Origin of the sequence: Martelella mediterranea DSM 17316 (assembly GCF_002043005.1) — a bacterium.
Taxonomy (GTDB): Bacteria; Pseudomonadota; Alphaproteobacteria; order Rhizobiales; family Rhizobiaceae; genus Martelella; species Martelella mediterranea.
In genome coordinates, this window is record NZ_CP020330.1 from 3,341,451 (window position 1) to 3,359,626 (window position 18,176).

Annotated in this window: 12 protein-coding genes; 6 read left to right on the plus strand and 6 right to left on the minus strand. The window is 57.6% G+C overall.

The genetic code is table 11. The annotated features are described in order from the left end of the window. The first annotated feature begins 32 nt into the window (after positions 1 to 32). Entirely contained in the window at positions 33 to 1,142 is a 1,110-nt protein-coding gene (locus Mame_RS15595; RefSeq protein WP_026174004.1) for a TniQ family protein, read from the plus strand. A gap of 87 nt (positions 1,143 to 1,229) precedes the next feature. On the opposite strand, the gene Mame_RS15600 is transcribed toward Mame_RS15595, so the two are convergent. Next, a protein-coding gene (locus Mame_RS15600) for an IS3 family transposase (protein ID WP_155122068.1) occupies positions 1,230 to 2,332 on the minus strand; the annotation gives its coding sequence in 2 pieces (ribosomal slippage) (positions 1,230 to 2,071 and positions 2,071 to 2,332; 1,104 coding nt in all). A 99-nt stretch (positions 2,333 to 2,431) separates the two neighbouring features. On the opposite strand from Mame_RS15600, the gene Mame_RS15605 reads away from it, so the two are divergent. Continuing rightward, a protein-coding gene (locus tag Mame_RS15605; protein WP_235726897.1) for an IS3 family transposase occupies positions 2,432 to 3,531 on the plus strand; the annotation gives its coding sequence in 2 pieces (ribosomal slippage) (positions 2,432 to 2,693 and positions 2,693 to 3,531; 1,101 coding nt in all). A 138-nt stretch (positions 3,532 to 3,669) separates the two neighbouring features. On the opposite strand, the gene Mame_RS15610 is transcribed toward Mame_RS15605, so the two are convergent. Further along, the gene (locus Mame_RS15610; protein WP_018067859.1) at positions 3,670 to 4,743 is read right to left on the minus strand and encodes an AAA family ATPase; all 1,074 of its coding nucleotides are present in this window, start codon (positions 4,741 to 4,743) and stop codon (positions 3,670 to 3,672) included. A gap of 262 nt (positions 4,744 to 5,005) precedes the next feature. Then, positions 5,006 to 5,182, minus strand: a complete 177-nt coding sequence (locus tag Mame_RS26730; RefSeq protein ID WP_018067858.1) for a hypothetical protein — start codon at positions 5,180 to 5,182, stop codon at positions 5,006 to 5,008. A 125-nt stretch (positions 5,183 to 5,307) separates the two neighbouring features. Between Mame_RS26730 and Mame_RS15615 the strand changes: the two genes are divergently transcribed. The 3 genes from Mame_RS15615 (at position 5,308) to Mame_RS15625 (ending at position 7,927) form a co-directional block, all read left to right on the plus strand. Then, positions 5,308 to 6,102 carry a metallophosphoesterase gene (locus tag Mame_RS15615; RefSeq protein ID WP_018067857.1) on the plus strand — a complete coding sequence of 265 codons (795 nt, stop codon included), beginning with the start codon at positions 5,308 to 5,310 and terminating at the stop codon, positions 6,100 to 6,102. Positions 6,103 to 6,462: 360 nt separating this feature from the next. Continuing rightward, positions 6,463 to 7,302 carry a Hachiman antiphage defense system protein HamA gene (locus Mame_RS15620; RefSeq protein WP_155122126.1) on the plus strand — a complete coding sequence of 280 codons (840 nt, stop codon included), beginning with the start codon at positions 6,463 to 6,465 and terminating at the stop codon, positions 7,300 to 7,302. Beyond that, positions 7,289 to 7,927, plus strand: a complete 639-nt coding sequence (locus tag Mame_RS15625) for a hypothetical protein (RefSeq protein WP_018067855.1) — start codon at positions 7,289 to 7,291, stop codon at positions 7,925 to 7,927. Before Mame_RS15620 ends, Mame_RS15625 begins: the two co-directional genes overlap by 14 nt. A 135-nt stretch (positions 7,928 to 8,062) precedes the next feature. Here the strand turns inward: Mame_RS15625 and istB are convergent, their stop codons facing one another. Together istB and istA are read right to left on the minus strand one after the other, a co-directional pair. Further along, positions 8,063 to 8,818 (minus strand): IS21-like element helper ATPase IstB, encoded by a 756-nt coding sequence (gene istB / locus Mame_RS15630; RefSeq protein ID WP_018067884.1) that lies wholly within the window; start codon positions 8,816 to 8,818, stop codon positions 8,063 to 8,065. 14 nt (positions 8,819 to 8,832) lie between these two features. Beyond that, positions 8,833 to 10,368 carry an IS21 family transposase gene (gene istA / locus Mame_RS15635; protein ID WP_079920851.1) on the minus strand — a complete coding sequence of 512 codons (1,536 nt, stop codon included), beginning with the start codon at positions 10,366 to 10,368 and terminating at the stop codon, positions 8,833 to 8,835. 93 nt (positions 10,369 to 10,461) lie between these two features. Between istA and Mame_RS15640 the strand changes: the two genes are divergently transcribed. Then, entirely contained in the window at positions 10,462 to 13,305 is a 2,844-nt protein-coding gene (locus tag Mame_RS15640; protein WP_157624623.1) for a DEAD/DEAH box helicase, read from the plus strand. A gap of 555 nt (positions 13,306 to 13,860) precedes the next feature. On the opposite strand, the gene Mame_RS15650 is transcribed toward Mame_RS15640, so the two are convergent. Next, a complete protein-coding gene (locus Mame_RS15650; protein ID WP_210162308.1) occupies positions 13,861 to 18,063 on the minus strand; it encodes an NACHT domain-containing protein in 4,203 nt (1,400 codons plus the stop codon). Positions 18,064 to 18,176: the final 113 nt, after the last annotated feature.

The window sequence follows — 18,176 nt, forward strand, 5'->3', positions numbered from 1 at the left end:
GCGATTCCACAAAGCTTGAGGATTTTGCTCTGATGTCTAGCGTCTTGCCCGCGCCTCCGTCGCCCAAATCGCGCGAGACAACGATTTCCTACCTTTCGCGGCTGGCCGCGTCCAAAGGCGTCGGCGCAAGAGAGTATGCTTCCGATATGGGTGCTTCGCTGAAACGCGTTGTCAATCAGGACGACGAAGCCCTTGAAAGAATGGCCCATTGGGGAAAGCTCTCGCCCGAGCAACTCGACGAACTGAAAACATGGACTGGCTGCCGCGCTGGCAACGTAAGGCTCAAATTTCGTGGGGAACTCTATGTATCACGCTCGCTCAGGAACCCGACCATTCGCGGTTGCCCCGATTGCCTCCGTGAAGATCTTGATAATGACCACGACGACCCGCTCGAAGTTCTTGTCATGCGCGGACACTGGCAATTTCGAGAAGCGCTGATATGCGTGAAGCATCATCGTCAGCTTGTCCCGCTATGGACAATCCAAGCGCCCATAGACCGGTATGATTTCAGCCAGCATCTGCCGGCAATCGCGACTTCCCTGAACGCGGGCGAGTTGACTTCGCAACAGTGCGATCCGACGCCCTATGATATCTGGCTGGATAGGCGTCTTGAGAATGGCGAGGACGAAACATGGCTGTCCAGCCAGACTGTCTATGCCGTAGCAACCTTCTGCCGCCTGCTGGGGATGCAGCTTCGTTCGCTTTCAACATCTGACGTAAATGAAAACTGGGAATCCAGGCATACAGCGCTCTCGGCCGGCTTTGATGTCGTCAGGCGCGGAGAAGACGATATCCGAAGTGAACTGAACGAGCTTGCCGCAAAGGCAGATGGCGTTGGCGTAGAGCCCAAAAAGGCGTTCGGCGCGCTTCACCGTAAACTCTCCACTGATCTTCTAGATGACCCAGCGTTCGCTCTGTTTCGAACAATGCTTCGAGACTGCATACTAGAGCATTGGCCCATCGACGCCGACGAAGTTATCCTGGGAGAGCCTGTTGAACGCAGACGCTTCCATTCCCTGACAACAGCAGCAAAGGAAACAGGAACTAGTCAGCATTTGCTGAACATCTTCCTGGTGGACGCCGGAGCCTGGAGTGCGGATGACCCGCGCCCCGAAAGCAGAAGACTTGACCTGAGCCCCTGAACTTCCTCCAGATTCTGGTAGAGTCTGTCACGACATGCTCTGCGCCCATTTATTGGACCGCCGGCTGTTAGATTTTTCCGGCTCTGATCACGATGGCGGGCTGGCAGCGCCACCGGGATTGTGCAACGCGATCGGGACGTTGTATCCGATCGCCGAATGAGGACGATCCTCATTATAGTGCTTACGCCAATCCTCCAACTTTTCGCGCGCATCCGCAAGGGTCATGAACCAGTTTGCGTTCAGACATTCTGCACGCAGCTTGCTGTTGAAAGCTTCGATGAAGCCGTTGTCGGTCGGTTTGCCAGGCCGCGAGAAGTCCAGCGTGACCTTGTTCACATAGGCCCACAGATCGAGGTCACGGGAGATAAATTCGCTGCCATTGTCGACCCGTATCGTCTTCGGATAACCGCCTTTCCTGCAAATCCGTTCCAGCGTTTGCACCACATCCTCACCGCGATAGGTAAAGCGCGGGTCGGTGGCCGGGCTGAAGCGGGAATGGATATCCACAATGGTCAGGATTCGCAGCTTCTTGCCTGCCGCGAGCTGATCATGAACAAAGTCCATCGCCCAGATATCGTTCGGCCCTACGGCCTCCTGGCGATCCTCGCGCAGCTTTACCTTCACCCGGCGTTTCGGGTGCTTGTTCCTGAGCTGCAGCCCTAACGCCTTGTAAATCCTGCGGGTCTTCTTGATATTGACCATCCAGCCTTCTCGTCGAAGGAGTACGTGAACACGCCGATAGCCAAACCGGACGCGTGTCTCGCATATCTCCTTGATCCGTCTTTCAAGAGCGGCCTGACCGATGCGGCGGGATTTGTAATGGTAGGTCGAGGTGTCGAACGTCAGAACCTTGCAGGCTCGCCTGATCGACACCCCCCAGTCCACCAGCATCCCATCCACAAGCTTGCGCGTTCGGGCAGGCCTCAGAGCTTTCGGCGGATGACATCCTGAAGCATCTCGCGGTCCAGCGTCAGGTCCGCCACGATCCGCTTCAGTTTCGCATTCTCATCTTCCAAAGCTTTCAGCCGGCGCATCTCGTCAGGCAGAAGACCTGCGTATTTTTTCTTCCAGTTGAAGTAGGTCGCCTGGCTGATCCCGGCCTTGCGGCAAATCTCCGCCACAGGCACACCGTCATCCCCCTGCTTCAGAATAAACACCTTCTGGGCGTCCGAAAACTTCGATGCCTTCATCTCTTCCACTCCTTCTCCCAGCCAGGAAAATACCGCGGAATACTCCAACAGCAAACGATCCAGTTTTCAGGGCGCAGAGCAGACACGGAGACGGACGGAATGAAGCGTTCACGGTTCACGGAAGAGCAGATCATCGGGATCTTGAAGGAGCAGGAAGCGGGTGCGAAGACGGCGGATGTTTGCCGCAAGCACGGCATTTCGGATGCGACCTTCTACAAATACAAGGCGAAGTATGGCGGCATGGATGTGTCCGATGCCCGCAAACTCAAGGCGCTTGAGGACGAGAATGCCCGGCTGAAGAAGCTGCTCGCGGAGGCGATGCTGGACAACGCGATCCTGAAGGATGTCGCTTCAAAAAAATGGTGACGCCCGATGTGAAGCGGGATGCGGTGGCTCACGTCTGTGCGCAGCATGGGGTGAGCCAGCGTCGGGCGTGCGAAGTTCTTTCGGTGGATCGGTCGAGCGTGCGCTATCGCAGTGTTCGCCCCGACGATGCCTCCATTCGTGAGGCGATGAAGAAGGTGGCCTCCGAGCGCCGGCGCTTCGGCTACCGCCGGATCCATGTCATGCTGGGTCGGCAGGGGATCGTCATGAACCTGAAGAAACTCCGGCGGCTTTACCGGGAAGAGAAGCTGACCGTGCGCAAGCGCGGCGGCCGCAAGAGGGCTTTGGGAACGAGGCGACCATTGGCCTTGCCCTCACGCCCCAACGAGCGCTGGAGCCTGGATTTCATCAGTGATGCCTTCACAGATGGCCGCCGCTTCCGGGTGCTGGCTGTCGTGGATGACTTCACCCGCGAATGCTTGTGTCTCGTCGCGGACACATCGCTGTCTGGCGTTCGCCTTGCCCGGGAGCTGGACACCCTCATCGACAGGCGAGGCAAGCCAAGGACGATTGTCTCCGATAACGGCACGGAGATGACCAGTATGGCGATCCTCAAATGGTGCCAGGAGACCCATGTCGAATGGCACTACATCGCTCCCGGCAAGCCGATGCAGAACGGCTTTATCGAAAGCTTCAATGGCAGCTTCCGCGACGAGTGCCTCAACGAGACGCTATTCTCATCGCCCGCGCAAGCGCGCGCAGCCATCTCCTCATGGAAGGAGGACTACAACGCAAACAGACCGCACTCATCGCTGGGCAATATCACGCCCAACGAGTTCGCAATGAAAATGGCACTGGAAAAACAGGCCGCTTGAGGCCAGATTAAAACCCAAGACTCTCCGGAAAAATGGAGCGAAGTCGGGTCTCAGGTCATCAAGCACGAACGTCCGCTTCGCTAATTGGTGAGACCAAACCTGCCAGTCAGCAGTCGGCCCCTTTGCCGTCGCACGCTATCAATGCAGCATCGGTTGATTTTCAAGCCTATCCGCTCGCTCAAGCATTCGGATGACTGACCTGAGGCTCAGCGCCGGTTGTCTGCCGGCAACCCTCTCGATGACTTCGGTGATGATCTCGATCGAATTCTCCGAAAGTCCACGGCGTCGCCCTTCCTGTCTGGCGAAGGCGGTGAGAGCTGGCGTGTCGAGCTCAGTCAGGTTGATGGTAACGAGCCGGCTTAACAGCGGCTCCGACACCCCGTCGAGGCTGTTTGCCGTCAGGATCCAGCCAATCCAGCGCATATCGAAGCGGAGTTGATAGAAAGGACACTCCCATCGTCGCGATGTCTCCGGCTCCAACAAGGGCAGCAGACTGTCAGCAAGGCTGTGGCGTTCTCCTCTGCTGGAAATCACCGAAGTTGCCTTCTCAATCTCATCGAGCACAACGATTGGGTTGGCGACCAAGTGCCTTATGATTGTCGCAGCCGGCTTTCCTGCATGAGCGGAACTCCAACCACGCTGTACGCCGCCGACTGAAAACGAGGACTGCTCCACGGTGGCATCGATCGTGCGCAGCGGCACATCGAGCGCGGCACTGACCCTGCGCGCCCAGGTACTTTTGCCGATCCCAGGTGGACCAACCAGCAACATCGGGGGAAGCCGGAAACCAGGATCACCCCGGCGGACTTGCGTTCGCATTGCGTGCCAGACGTGCTCTGTAGCAGGGGCCATCCAGGGCATTTCCGTATGCAGTGCGGATGCTATCTCGTCGGCCTGTGTTTCGGTTTCGATGCGGCGCAATTCAACACCACCCGAAAGCATCTCGATCTGCTGTCGGTCATCGGTCTTGAGATGCGAAAATCCGGAAGCTCGGTGGCGGTTCTGTTCAAGTCGATTGACCCGGCGCCTGATGCGCGCATCATCCTCACGGGTGACTGTCTCAGCGGCTCTCTGCCAGTCCTCCTTTGCCTGTTCTTCCGGCGAGAGCTTTGCCTCCCGGAGCTTTCGAAGGTGCTCTTCGAAGCGGCGTGTGACCTCGATGGTATTGAGGGGCTCGAAGAACCGTGCTTCGACAAAGGGTATGCGGGTCATGGGTACTCAAGCTGACGGTGATAGGCGTGGAAGAGTATTGAGTAGAGGGCGGGTATTCGGGGGCCATGGTGTGGCCGCCTTCAAACAGGAGGCGGAGATAGCACCGATATCGATCGCTTTGAAAGTCCTGATTTATCCACATAAATAATTGAATAAATTGAATTAATGCGAAAAAGGAAACTCCATCTTGTTGGCAGTCAAAGACCCGGGCAGCGTGCATGTGAAACAGCCGCGCGAATATTCGAAACGGATTCGGAATTTCTCATCGCGTGGTCAGACGCACGTCCTGAAAGAGCGGCCATCTGAGGTTTTCGCATTTCGTCTGGTTGGCCGACCGGCCGGGCGACACCGTCGCCGCAATACTGAGAAGCAGTGCGAAAACCAGAATGCCATTCGCATCGTCAGCGACCGTTTGAAGCCCGCGGCGGAGGTCGCTCAAACGAGGTTCCGTAAACCGTGGTTAACGGGACGTTGACCGCCATTGGTTTCGGTGTGACATGCAGTTGAAATAATCTGCCTGCCTATCCGCTCCGTCTCGTTTCTCGCCCTGCAAATGTGAACATCATGCCCGTTCTGATCACCGCCGACCTGCATCTCGACCAATGGCTTGAAGAAGGACGTGATCCCTTCGCCGCGCTGCCCCCTGAAACCTTCGCCACATTGGATGCACTGATCATCGCAGGAGATCTGGCGGACAAGCCGAAGATCAGATGGCCAAGATTGCTCAGGCATCTCGGGCGTCATATCGACCCGGCACGCATTCACGTGTTCCCCGGAAACCACGACTATTATCACCACGTCATTGATGGCGATGATCGTCTTGCCGAATTGACAGCTCAGGCGGGAGCCAATTTTGCGCAGAAGGCAGAAATCGCGGTCGGCAATACAAGGTTTCTGTGCTGCACGCTCTGGACCGACTTCGCGCTTCATGGGGCGCCTGCTATGGCCATGACGTTCGCCAGAACACGGATGAATGATTGCCGCTATATCCGTAAAACACCTAGGTACGGCAAGATCCAGCCATCAGACACGGTGCTTGTTCACCGTGATCATCGGCGCTGGCTGGAAGACCAGCTGACAAAGCCGTTTGCTGGCAAGACGGTTGTGGTCACGCATCACTGTCCGCATCCGGAATTGTTGTCAGATACGCCCAGCGATTTCGATCCGATCTACGGCTCGGATCTTCGGGCACTGATCGCGAAGCACAATCCTGACGCCTGGCTATTCGGGCATACGCACCGGCAGCGTGAAACCATTGAAGGCGACACGATTGTCCGCAATGTTTCGCTTGGTTATCCGTCGGAGGTGGAGGCCGGGCAGGAAGCTGAACTCTTGATGCGGGGGATTACTGAAACCTGAACATACCGGCAGCCGAATCCTTTAAAGCTCAGCGAAGTCGCGAGCACAGTCCTTGTGTGAGATATCTTCGTCTGTCCTGACGCAGCCTTTATCAGCGGCGTTATAAGCCTTTTGCGTAAAACTTATAACGCAATCGTATTTTCACGACGGAACATCGGACATGTTGTTTATCAACGGCTGAAAGGGGGCCGTATGCGAACTGTCGGGTTCCTAGCGTCGATTGAGAGAAGCTGACGTTCACGGATGCTAGTGGCTATGGCGTCTTCGGCCCATAGCGGTCATTGAGCGTGGCAGTCGGCGGTTTTGGAAATTTTCCGAAATCAGACCTTAAGAGGAAGCCAAGGGCTGGTCACGCATAGGGTGAAAAGCATCTATACAAAGGTTCTTTTTCTTTCGGTTTCAGAAGCATATAAAGACTTTATGGATGATTTATTCGACACATGGCTGGATGCGACAGAGGAGGAAGAGGGCCGCAAACTCTTGTGGCGAGCGACGGAAACCGATCAACAGCGCGAGACGGTGCTACCTGAACTCTGTGTTCGCACGCGTTCCCATTATGTTAGTGACGGGGAGATCGCCACCTTCTTGGAGGTGCTGGATTACCCGGAAGCGGCAGGTATTGTGCGTGAGAACTATCCAGAGGGTTCGACAGGGCGATCCGGGGATCTCGGTGAAATTCTCTGTGCCGAACTTATAGAAGAGTGGTGCGCTTTCAGCGTTCCAATTCGCAAGCTTCGATACAAGGACCATCGAGAACAAGCCATGCGTGGTGAAGACGTCATCGGCATCCGGCACGATGATGATAATCGGCTTTGCCTGCTCAAAGCCGAAGCAAAAAGTGCGCAGTCCCTATCGACCGATACTGTAACTGCTGCGCGGGAAGGGCTTGAGGCCAACTCTGGTCGGCCGACGAGCCATGCCCTGATTTATCTCGCTCGGAAACTGTTAGACATTGGTGGCGAGCAGGAGGCGCTTGCGAAAGAGCTTTTGCGTGAGGCCTCAAGTCGCGCAGTGCCAAAGACACGGGTGTCTCACTGCCTTTTTACAGTGACTGGCAACGCGGCTGGCGACATGATTGATGATGACTTCGCGGCTGCTGATGGCGACCGAGATCAATTCATTGTTCACATTCGCATTCCTGATCATGGAGAGTTCGTGGCAGAAGTCTATGACGCGGTGGTAAACCTTGCGCTCGATTGAAGAAATCGAGGCGCTGCTCGAAGAGGCACTGGATGGCTCGGCCCGAGGAAGACTTGTCGCACGTGGTGAAGCGCGCGCCATAATTCGACGGAATGGGGTGCTTCCCGCCGATGCACCGCAATTCTCAGCAACAATCGAGGCCGACCTTGGGGATCACGGGTTCGCGATACTGGATGCTGCTCTGGAGCTGCGGTCTCTGGATAGATCTCATGCACTTGTAAGACCCGCATTCCAAACTGCCGCGAAAATTATGGAGGCGCTTGTCAGAAATGGCGATCCAGAGCGCACAGATCGAGGCTTTCTTCGAACGGTAGCTGGGGCCTCCTATCACCTTGGCAGCTACGCTGCGGTGGCATTCTCGCTCTTCCCAAGATCAGAGCTACCAGGTCTGAATGTCAGTCCGGCAGAAGCATGTCTGATCAGTCTCATTCTCAGAGATTTTGACAGTCTCCTGGGCATTTCCCGCAGATGGTTACTGAACCCGGACAACTCAGATCTGACGATGGCTGATCAGATGCAGGAGGGCATTGCCACCCAATCTGATGTGTACGCGGTAGCGATAACGTCAGGCATGATGCGGGGCTTGGCGCTTTATGAATTCGCACTGAAGTGCGAATTCCGATGAAGCCGGCCATGTTTTCCGAAACGAAGGCGGCCACCCATTCCAATTTCATTCCGGCCGGGATTCCGATTTGAAGCCGGCCACCGTTGGGGCTGAACCTGGGTCAGTGTGGATGTTTGGTTCGGGTTTTCCTTCCGGTCAAGTCCGCGTTGTATCAGCGGGCGGGATAGTACGATTTTTTCGCATGCTTTCGCCCGTCAATTCGATGCGATAGGCATTGTGAACGAGGCGATCGAGGATGGCATCGGCTATGGTGGGATTGCCGATGATTTCATACCATTGGTCGACGGGGACCTGGCTGGTGACGATGGTCGAGCGGCGCTCATAGCGGTCCTCGATGATCTCGAGGAGGTCGCGTCGCTGATCGTCATTGAGCTTTTCGGGGCCCCAGTCATCAAGGATGAGCAAATCGGTTCTCGCCAGCGCCTTCAGCATCCTGGCGTACCGGCCATCGCCGCGCGCCAGGGCAAGTGCGGCGAAGAGCCTTGGCGCACGGTGGTAGACGACGGAGAAGTCCTCCCGGCAGGCCTTTTGGCCCAGGGCGCAGGCGAGCCAGCTCTTGCCGACGCCGGCTGGACCGGTGATGAGGAGCCCGTGCCGCTTTCGTATCCAGTCGCAGGTGGCGAGATTGAGGAACAGCGTGCGGTCGAGACCGCGTTCGGCACGGAAATCGGTATCCTCGACCTGCGCGGCATGGCGCAGCCGGGCTGCCCGGGCGCGGGCCTCGAAGCGCTTCTGCCGCCGCAGCGTCGCTTCATGCTCAAGAAGGATGGCGAGCCATTCGCCATGTTCGAGGGCGCGGGCTTCCGGCTGTGCATCGAGGTCCCGGAAGGCCTTGGCCATGCCGTGAAGGCCAAGCTCGCTCAGCCGGTCCAGTGTGGGGTGGGTCAACATGATCTCTTGTCTCCTTAATGGAAGTAACCGGGGCCACGCAGATTGGCGTGATCCATGATGGCGCCGGGACCTGCGGTTGGCCGGGCTGCTTTATGGTTGGCAATGAGCGCGGAAATGCTCTTGCAGGTGAACCCGCCGATCTCGACCGCACGGGCCGATACCGCTTCGGCATGGTCTCGGCGGAGCTCTCGGTAAAGCCGGAGCACCCCCAGACATGTTCTGAAGCCCTGCTCGGGATGCGGCCGGCTTGCCAGGATGGCGACGATCAGCCCTTCAGTCTGTGGTCCTATGGAAGCTGCCCACCGCCGGAAGCGGTCCGGCGTCCATTCGGCATAACGCCGGTGGGAACTGGGCATATGGTCGGGGATCGTGCCGTAGCGGCGCCCGCCATAGCGGCGCTGATGGATTGCTATGCGCTTGCCGCGGAGGAATATCTCGATCGTTCTCTGCGTCGCGCGGATGTCGACCTGCTGACGGATGAGGCTGTGCGGCACGGAATAGAAGAAGCGGTCGAACTCGACGTGATAGTCCGTCGACACACGGGCAAGCCGCCATTCGGCGAATTCGTAGTCCTCGCCGGGCAGGCCCGAGAGCGCGGGCTTCTCGACAGTTTCGAAAAGATGGCGGCGGCTGACGCCAAGGCGGCGCATGACATGATCGTTGATGCGATCGAGCGCCCCGGCGATTGCGGCGTTCGCCTCGGCAAGCGAGAAAAAGGTCTGCCGCCGCAGCCGGCCGAGGATACAGGTCTGGGCGAAACGGACCCCGTTCTCGACCTTTGCCTTGTCCTTCGGACGTCTCGGCCGGGCCGGCAGCACGCCGATGCCATAATGGGACGCCATCATGGCGTAGCTGCGGTTGACCTCCGGATCGTAGAAGGAAGCGCGGTTGACGCCGGACTTCAGATTGTCGGGCACGATCAGGCGCGGGACGCCGCCGAAGAAGCGGAACATGCGCACATGCGCGCCGATCCAGTCCGGCAACGTCTGCGTCCAGGTCGCTTGCGCATAGGTGAAACCGGAGGCGCCCAGAACGGCGACGAAGATCTCCGCCTCGCGGATCTCGCCGGTCAGCGGGTCGGCGATGGCGATCTTCTTGCCCGAATAGTCCACGAAGACCTTGTCGCCGGCAACATGGTCCTGGCGCATTGTCGGTGACAACCGCTTCTCGAAACTTCGGAAAAGATCACAGAAACGGCTGTAGCCGTAACCACCGGGGTGAACGGCGCGGTACTCCTCCCACAGGATGAGCAGCGTCACGCCAGGCTTGCGCAGTTCCACCGCCAGTTCCGCCCAGCCGGGTTCCGGTCGCCGCCGCAAACCCGGCTTGACGCCGGCGCGCGCGAACAGCCTGTCCTCGATCGCATCGTCGGTAAGGTCACCGCAAAGCGGCCAGCGCAGTCCCGCCGCGGCCGCTCGCTTCAGATTATCCTGAACGGTGCTGCGCGCCACGCCGAGCGTCAGTGCAATCTCACGGGTGCTGGTCCCGTCTCCGGCAAGCCGGAGCATTTGTCGTAATTGTCTCATGGTCAGCCTTCTCTTTGCCGGCATCACGCTTCCTTTGTTCAAAAGGACAGTCATGCCAAAGTTGCTGACCCAGGGGGTGTCTCATGCCTTCAAGGTGGCCGGTTATTAATCGGAATCGTGGCCGGCTTCATTCCGGAATGGCGGCCGGCTTCAAATCGGAATACCCGGCCGGTTAACTTCGGAATCCGCACACTGAAGACTGGCGACAGCAAATTTTTTGAGCAATCAGTCGCGCAAATCAACGCAGGTTTTGGATTGGCAGGCTATAGCGGACATGTATCGCTTTGGTGGATTCTGAGGTTGGCGCGCGACTTGATAGATGATCTTTGGTCGTCATCCCTTCATCAGATTATCCCACTCGCTCCCAAAGGTGGTGCCTCACAGCACTTTGAATCCAATCGCGAATTGTTCATCGCGTCTCTGCTGTCTGGAAGAACGGCACAGATTGAGCTCTGGCCGAGCCAAATTGAAGCCGCCAAGCGCGCGGCAGACCCCGAAGATGATCTGGTCGTGGCTCTTCCCACAAGTGCGGGCAAAACGCGCATTGCGGAACTTGCGGCTTTGACATGCCTTTCACTCGGGAAGCGCGTATTGATCGTGACCCCGTTGCGAGCCCTTTCGGCGCAGACGGAACGTTCGTTTCGAAATGCATTTGCACCACTTGGCGCAAGCGTGTCGTCCCTGTATGGGGCCAGTGGTCTATCGGCCGGAGATGCAAACGCTCTGGAAAACGACACGATTGTTGTTTCCACACCAGAAAAGCTCGACTTTGCACTTCGCAACAATCCTGACATTATAGATGATGTCGGACTTATCGTGCTTGATGAAGGACACTTGATTGGTCCTAGCGAGCGAGAGATCCGGTTTGAAACTTTGGTTCAGCGACTTCTAAGTCGATCAGACGCAAATAATCGACGGATCGTTTGTCTCTCAGCCATTCTGCCAGAAGGAGAGCAGCTCGACGACATGACGTCATGGATTCGATCTGACGTTGCTGGTGACCCGGTTCGCTCTGAATGGCGGCCCACCGAACAACGGTTTGGCACTGTCGAATGGAAAGGCGCTAGAGCAACGCTTCGCTATGATCTGGAAGCAGATGGTCCTTTTGTGTCGAACTTCTTCACGGAAGAACCTCCAAAAGGACAGGATCACAAAGCCCGTCCAACCAATTTCGGTGAAGTAACTCTTTTTGCAGCGTGGCGTTTTGCAGCGGAGGAAAAAAGAACGCTGATCTTTGTCACTCAAGCAAGTTGGGTTGAAGGGTTTGCTGTCCGTGCTTTGAAGCTCGTAAAGGGCGGGTATCTCAATCCGCTACCCGCGGATCCTGATGCTATCCAAAATGCGGTGACAATAGGTACGGAATGGCTCGGGGAGAACCATCCCGCTGTCGCTTGCCTGAAAATTGGCGTCGCCGTCCATCATGGTCGGCTACCAAACCCGTTTCTTCGCGAAGTGGAAAAGCTGCTCGCGGCTGGTACAATACAAGTGACAGCTGCATCACCAACACTGGCACAGGGTCTCAACCTCAATGCTGCAGTCTTGCTGGCACCGTACCTTGTTCGCTCCGGAACACTGATTTCTGGGGAAGAATTTGCCAATGTTGCTGGTCGTGCTGGCCGAGCCTTTGTCGACACCGAAGGCCTGATTCTTCATGTGATGGAGGACAATTTTGCGTTTAGGAAGGCTCAGTGGCGGAGATTGGTCCAAAGCGCAAAGGTTCGATCTTTGAAGAGTGGTCTGAGCCAGATCATTGATCAGGTCGTAAAGCGCCTTTCAAAACGTGGGATCGCACGCAACGAGGATGGATATGAGTTCCTCGCCAACTCTCGCGAAGACTGGCTGATTGAACCGGATGAAGCTGACGGGATTCCTATCGACGATCTTGTCGCGCGACTGGACGCAATCATTTTCGGCCTCGTTGAAGCCCTCGACGCGGATGCCGAGAACTTGCCCGAGCTGTTGGACCAGGCTCTCGAAGGATCACTCTGGGATCGACGCATGAGGCGACTGGAACCGGGTGTACGGCGCATGCAGCTCATTGTCCTTAAAACAAGGGCAAGACTCATCTGGTCTTCCACAACCGCAGTCCAGCGAAAAGGCTATTTCGCAATGGGCGTGGGTTTAGACACAGGGGGCAAAATTGACGAAATTTCCACGGAACTGGAGAACCTTCTAGATAAAGCAGACATGGCTGCACTCCAACGTGACTTGTCAGAACTCCACGCCTCGCTCACTCAATTGGGAACGCAACTTCTGACCGTAAAACCGTTTCTCCAGGAATCCGGCGCCGCCATGCCTGTTGGGTGGGAAGAGGTACTGTTGCAATGGCTTTCTGGTGCTCCGATATCGGAAATTGGCGGCGACAACACGGACCTTATTGAGGATGCATTTGTTTACCGCTTGGTCTGGGCCATTGAGGCGATCCGGACGAGGCGCATCGCACACGGATGGGATGGCGGTGATGTCGCAAATGCAGGTATGGCTGCATCATGTCTAGATACAGGACTGCCTGACTTTCGGATGGCGATGTTGGTTCGCTCAGGGCTTCCCTCTCGAGTAGCAGCAAAGACTGTCGTTGAAGAACTCGGTCCAGCCTTTCTGGATCGACGTGAACTTCGAATCTGGCTTGCCTCGGAGGTCGTTGCCGAGCGGAGCAAAGACCCGGAATGGCCAAGCGCGTCGACGGCGGGTCTTTGGCGTGACTTTAGGGAAAGTTACGTGAAGCATACGTCGCAGACGTGGTCAAAACAGCTTCACGCAATCGACTTGGCCGAACCGGGTCTCTTTGATGGTCCCTTTCGGATTGAGGTAGACGCGGAGGGCCAGGCTCACGCGTATTCTCCCGGCTACAGAGTGAAATCCGAAATCGCGGCGCTCGAAGATCTGCCACAGGAAGGTCTTCGGTATGGTCGGCCTCGAACGGAAGGCGGTTTCGAAGCAGTTAGGATTGGACCTGGGTAACAAAACGCGAAAGACGCCTTACAACCCCAGCCAGAGGATCATACCCGCGCAATATGAGCCTGTTCCCCAAAAGTTGCAATTTTCATTGGCCGAAGCGTGCGCATCATTTTGCCAAGCTGAGATGTAGGCTTCTGGAGACTGAACCAGAAGTGGACAGATGTTGTAAATGGTTGCTTACCCCACAGACAACCATTCTACGGTTTCAGGTAGGATAGCCGCTTCCCGCCTTCGCCCGCCCCACAACGAACGGCAGCTTTATGGATAGCGCCGAATTCCTGCGAATGTCCAGAATGGGGGCGCTTTGCGGACGTACAACAACGGGGCCGTTTACGGATGGTCAGCTTCTGTACGCGGAGCTGGGATAACAGCCGCTCACCACAGCTGGATGTACGCTAGTGTGCGACCAAGCGTTGGTTAGGGACCTAGAGATAGTTGTTCCGCTTACCTTCAGGAAACAACGCGTGACTTGACGAGCGCGATGCCACAAATGAGACGGGCATCCTTGCCCCGATCTTCTTAGCTGACAAGGGCTTGGGTTTCACGCTAGCGACTGGCTTAGGTGTTCGCGGCCTTCTTCGCAGACGTTTTTCTAGGCGGTTTCGGCAATTTGGTCGGCCGCGACAGGTCGAGCACAACCACGTCAATCCGCGCCTTCAGCTCATCCGTCATCTTATCGAGAATGCGCGCCTTCAGATCGCCGGCCGATGTGACTCTCGCATCAACCAAACCGTTGACCTTTTCGCCGTTGCCAAACCACAGCGCGAGATAGACGCCCTGACGCGAAGCGTCGGGGTGAATCGCGTATCTCCGATCCAATTGTGCGGCGGCAGCCGAGTATAGCTCGTCGTTCCACTGGCCTTTCACCTCCGTAACGAGAAGGCGATTGCGTCCTTCCAGTATGGCGGACGTGGTTATGTCACAGCGATTGCCACACGCCATGTGACGCTCGATCACGATCGACAAGCCAAGGGCCTTCATCTGCCCTTGCAGTTGATCCACGATCCTGTTGCGCGCGGTGTTTTCATCGACGCGCTTGTCGCCGTTATAGAAGGGAACAAGCGGATCGGTCTCCGAACCCTTGAGCCAACGCTGCAGCTCTTCCAGCTGCTCGACCATCAAAACCCGAAGGTCCTCGACCGACGCCACGTCGTTTTCTTCGAGCATCTTGTTGATCTCCAACGGACGCGGCGCCCTGAAATCTTGTAGTGCTAGTTTTCGCTGGGCTTCGGCCCGCATCGTCAGCATCGCCTCGTGGTAGTCCGCGAAACGCGCATCGGGAAGCATGCGGTCGAGCACCTGGATTCTGCGCTCCGGCGCATCCTCCGCGATCCTCCAGATGCAATCCCGCAGGAAACGATAAGCCGTCTGACCTTCGGGATCGCCTGTGCCCCAGCTGCTCGGCAGATGAACCTTCGGCCAAACCGGCACGAACGCATCCATGACCTTGTAGATGGTCTCCGCCGCTATCGGCGGATGGTCGTCGTCTTCCCTCTCGTACATTCGACCAAGGCGGCCTTCGAAATCGAAGATTGCCTGCGGATCAGTCTTGAGTTCCTGCCACGCGGCGTCATGACTGGGCGTCCGATAAAGCACGGCATTCAACTGCCAGAATTTTCGGCGACCGCGTGCGCGCTTGTCTTCCTCTGTTTCGTTGCCGCTATCGAACAGAGGATCGCTGCAACGCCAATCGATGAGCGCAATCAGATCTTCCCGCCGCCCGTAATGGGATGCCATGCCGAACAGCGGCCGCATCGCCTCCTGGGGCATCTGCGGGAAGCGCTCCAACCATTCCATCGGCAGCGTCGCGCGCAAATCGTGGAAGGCGGGCTTGTTGTTTAACCAATAGACATGCTGCGGCGCGTTCTCGGGCTCGGCCAGCTGAGGCTCGATGTAGGCGCGTAGGAACGTTTCCGCCGATCCCGGCTCCTTGAACAGCGCTGCGTCGAGCGCCGCCTCGAACGCTTCGCCGTCGGCCTCACTGTCCTTGAACACAGGGTAGGACGATGTTGCTTCGGTCTTCGCCGCCGCCAGTATGCGCGGATCGAGAATCGTCAGGTCGACACCGTCGCGATACAGGACAATCAGAGCCGCGAGCAGAATCTTGGCAATGTTGGTGCTCTTGCGCTGGCCCAGTCCTTCGACAGTGGGGATGTGCGGCTCAACGAAAGGCAAACAGTTTCGGAGCGCGCGCAGCGGCGTTTCCGGATTGTCGACCATGCTCTCTAGTTCAGCTGGGTGATAGAGAAAAGCGCGGGTAAATTTCGTGAGCCACCATCCATGGCGTCCCGCCTCGATTTCCGCGAGGTTGGCGCGAAGATGGGCCCGGCTATTAGCCTCGACCGCCGATTCCTTGCCCGCCCGTCTCTTCCGGCCGCGTATGTGGGTCACGCGACGCTCGTCGCGCCAGTATTCGCGCCGGGCCCGCTCTCGTCTCACCCACAGTCGCATGAAATCGGGCGAGAACTGGCTTTGCGCCCGTTGTGTCGCGCGAAGCGCATTCGGCCCTTTCTCCTTGTTCCAGAAGTTATGGCCGGAGAGAAGCGATCCCCAAACATCCAACATATTGTGTTCAAAGGCGTACTGGCTGAGCGCGTCCGGGTCGCCGAGATGCATATGCAGGCCAGAGTGCGCGTGGCCCGAATATAGCTCGATAACCGCGTTCTGCGCCTGCTCGCCGCGTAAGCCCTCGACGGCACGCCGCTGAAGGTCGCGCCTAAGCTCGTCATTGGCGACGAGATGCTTGACCGACACGCTCCGCTCGGTCGATGCGTTGCCCTGGAAATGGAGCGATCTGATCCACTGCCAGATGCGAGCCGGGTCGTGCGGCCCCGCTTCCGCAAGCTCGAAATACCGATCAAGAAGCCGACCGAGGATTTTGCTTTTTCCGTACCGGCACGTACACGCATAGGCGTGCTTGGGAGCACAGGTGCAGACGAAGCCTGTCGTCAGGGCATCGAGAGAGTTCGTGACCTCGTCGAGCGTGAAAGACCCCACTAGGCGGTCGATGAAATAGCGCGACGTCCCGTCACGATGCCTGCGGTTTGGCGTGCCGTACAGCACCGAGAGCTTGTCCAGAAGGTCAGCAACCTTGGCCGCGCCGACCGATTCAACGCCTCGCTTGGTTACCCATCGTGCCACGATTTCAAGCGACGTCGCCGAGCCCTCCGCGACCAAAGCATCGAACTCGACCGCAGGATTAAAGGTGCCGGTGGCCAGCAGGACCTCGCCGACCCACTTCCGGGTTTCGCTATCGGTCGTCGTAGTGCGGACCAATACCGACAGTTCCGGCAACAGACTGGCCGACGCGTCCGTGTCGATCAGTAGCTCAAGGACAAGCGTGCGAAGCTGGCCCGGTTTCCTCAGGATCTTGCGAACCGGACCTAGAATGTCCGGCGTGAAAAACTGACCGACATTGAAGCGTCGCCACGTGTCGCTTCGACGAAACAGCGGCTCCAAATCCGCGAGCTTGTCCAAGGCCGACAACAGAGCGCGCTTTGCCGCCGTGGTCAGCTGGCTTGGATCGCCGTTCGCCAGCACAGCATAGGGATCAAGCTCGATCAGGCGCAATTGTAACGGCTGATGTCCCAGCGCCGCCATCCAGCCAACCGTACCGCGCAATTCGTCGCGGGTCACGCCATTCGGTGCGACGACGGCAAGAACCCGTTCCAAGGAGAGCCGGTCCCTCGGATCTTCGATCCGACCCACCAGATACGCCGCCGCACAATATTCTGCGACGATCCGGTGGACCGGTTCGTGCTCTTCCGGATCGTCCGAGGGCTTCAGCAACCGCGTATCGATCAGGAAGGGTGCATTCGATGCGTCGCGGCACAGGGCGTTGATGTAGGGAAAATCGCGGTCGCTTAAACTCTCGACCGTGGCGATGCCGGTTGCGCCGGACAAGAGGAGCTTGGCGAACACCTCGCCTGCAACTGCGATGATGGCGTCAAGCGGTGGCTTCAACTTCGGTTTTGGCCGTTCGGTGTTCGCCTCTTGCGCGAGACGACGTATAGCATCCGAGAAAATCTTCGCCTTCGAAGTGAAGACGCGCCCGCTCTCGACGTAGGCCTCGCCGAACAGGATCAGAAACTGCGGATTGCCAAGCAACGGGCCCAACCCAAACTGATGAACCTGCGAAGCGAAGGCCTCGAAATCCTCGCTGGGAAACTTGCTCTCGAAAAGCTGGCGCTGCTCGTCATCGTTGAAGGGCTGCAGATGCACGATGACGGGCTTCGCACCGAAGCACTGCTCGACATACGCCGTGCGGCTGCGGTCCCACTCCGCCGACCGGCTCGCGAAGACGACCGTCGCCGCCGGTGTCTCGCTCGCCATCGCGATGATCTTGTCGGTCGCGGCGGTGTCGATCCGCGCGACCTCGTCCATCGCGTCGATAACGAGCGTGCCGGCTCCCGCGAGCCCCGGCTTGTTCTGGAAGATGCTGGCGCGAGTCCGGTTTGCCTCGAGGAGCCCGGCAAGCGCCTTAAGCAGCTCGGTCTTGCCCGCACCCGGTTCCGCCAAGACGACGAATACCGTCCCCACCTGAAGTAGCTCTTCTTCAGTATAGGTCTCTTCGTCTACGACGAGGGCGCGGGAAATATGAACTGTTAAGACTCCCCCGATGGTCAAATTGCGCAGAGACCATACAGTCGAATCGACCGCCAGCCAATCTAAGGATTTGCACTGGAACTTCCAAAAATTGCCAGGAAAGAACAAGCGATCGACGCGCCAACTACCTAGCCAAGCCAGTGTGAAATCTGTCACGCTAGCGTGCTGGATCGCTGCATCGGTGACGAGCAATAGTCGATAGAAGGCAACGCATTCTGCGAGCAGGTGGTCACAGCTGTGCGGCGGGTACCTCAGGAAAGCGGGGATGA

Bases quoted from the DNA above. Each gene is read 5' to 3' on its own strand.
- istA (WP_079920851.1), bottom strand. From the start codon at position 10,368: ATGCCGGCAAAGAGAAGGCTGACCATGAGACAATTACGACAAATGCTC.
- Mame_RS15610 (WP_018067859.1), bottom strand. From the start codon at position 4,743: ATGACCCGCATACCCTTTGTCGAAGCACGGTTCTTCGAGCCCCTCAAT.
- istB (WP_018067884.1), bottom strand. From the start codon at position 8,818: ATGTTGACCCACCCCACACTGGACCGGCTGAGCGAGCTTGGCCTTCAC.
- Mame_RS15615 (WP_018067857.1), top strand. From the start codon at position 5,308: ATGCCCGTTCTGATCACCGCCGACCTGCATCTCGACCAATGGCTTGAA.
- Mame_RS15595 (WP_026174004.1), top strand. From the start codon at position 33: ATGTCTAGCGTCTTGCCCGCGCCTCCGTCGCCCAAATCGCGCGAGACA.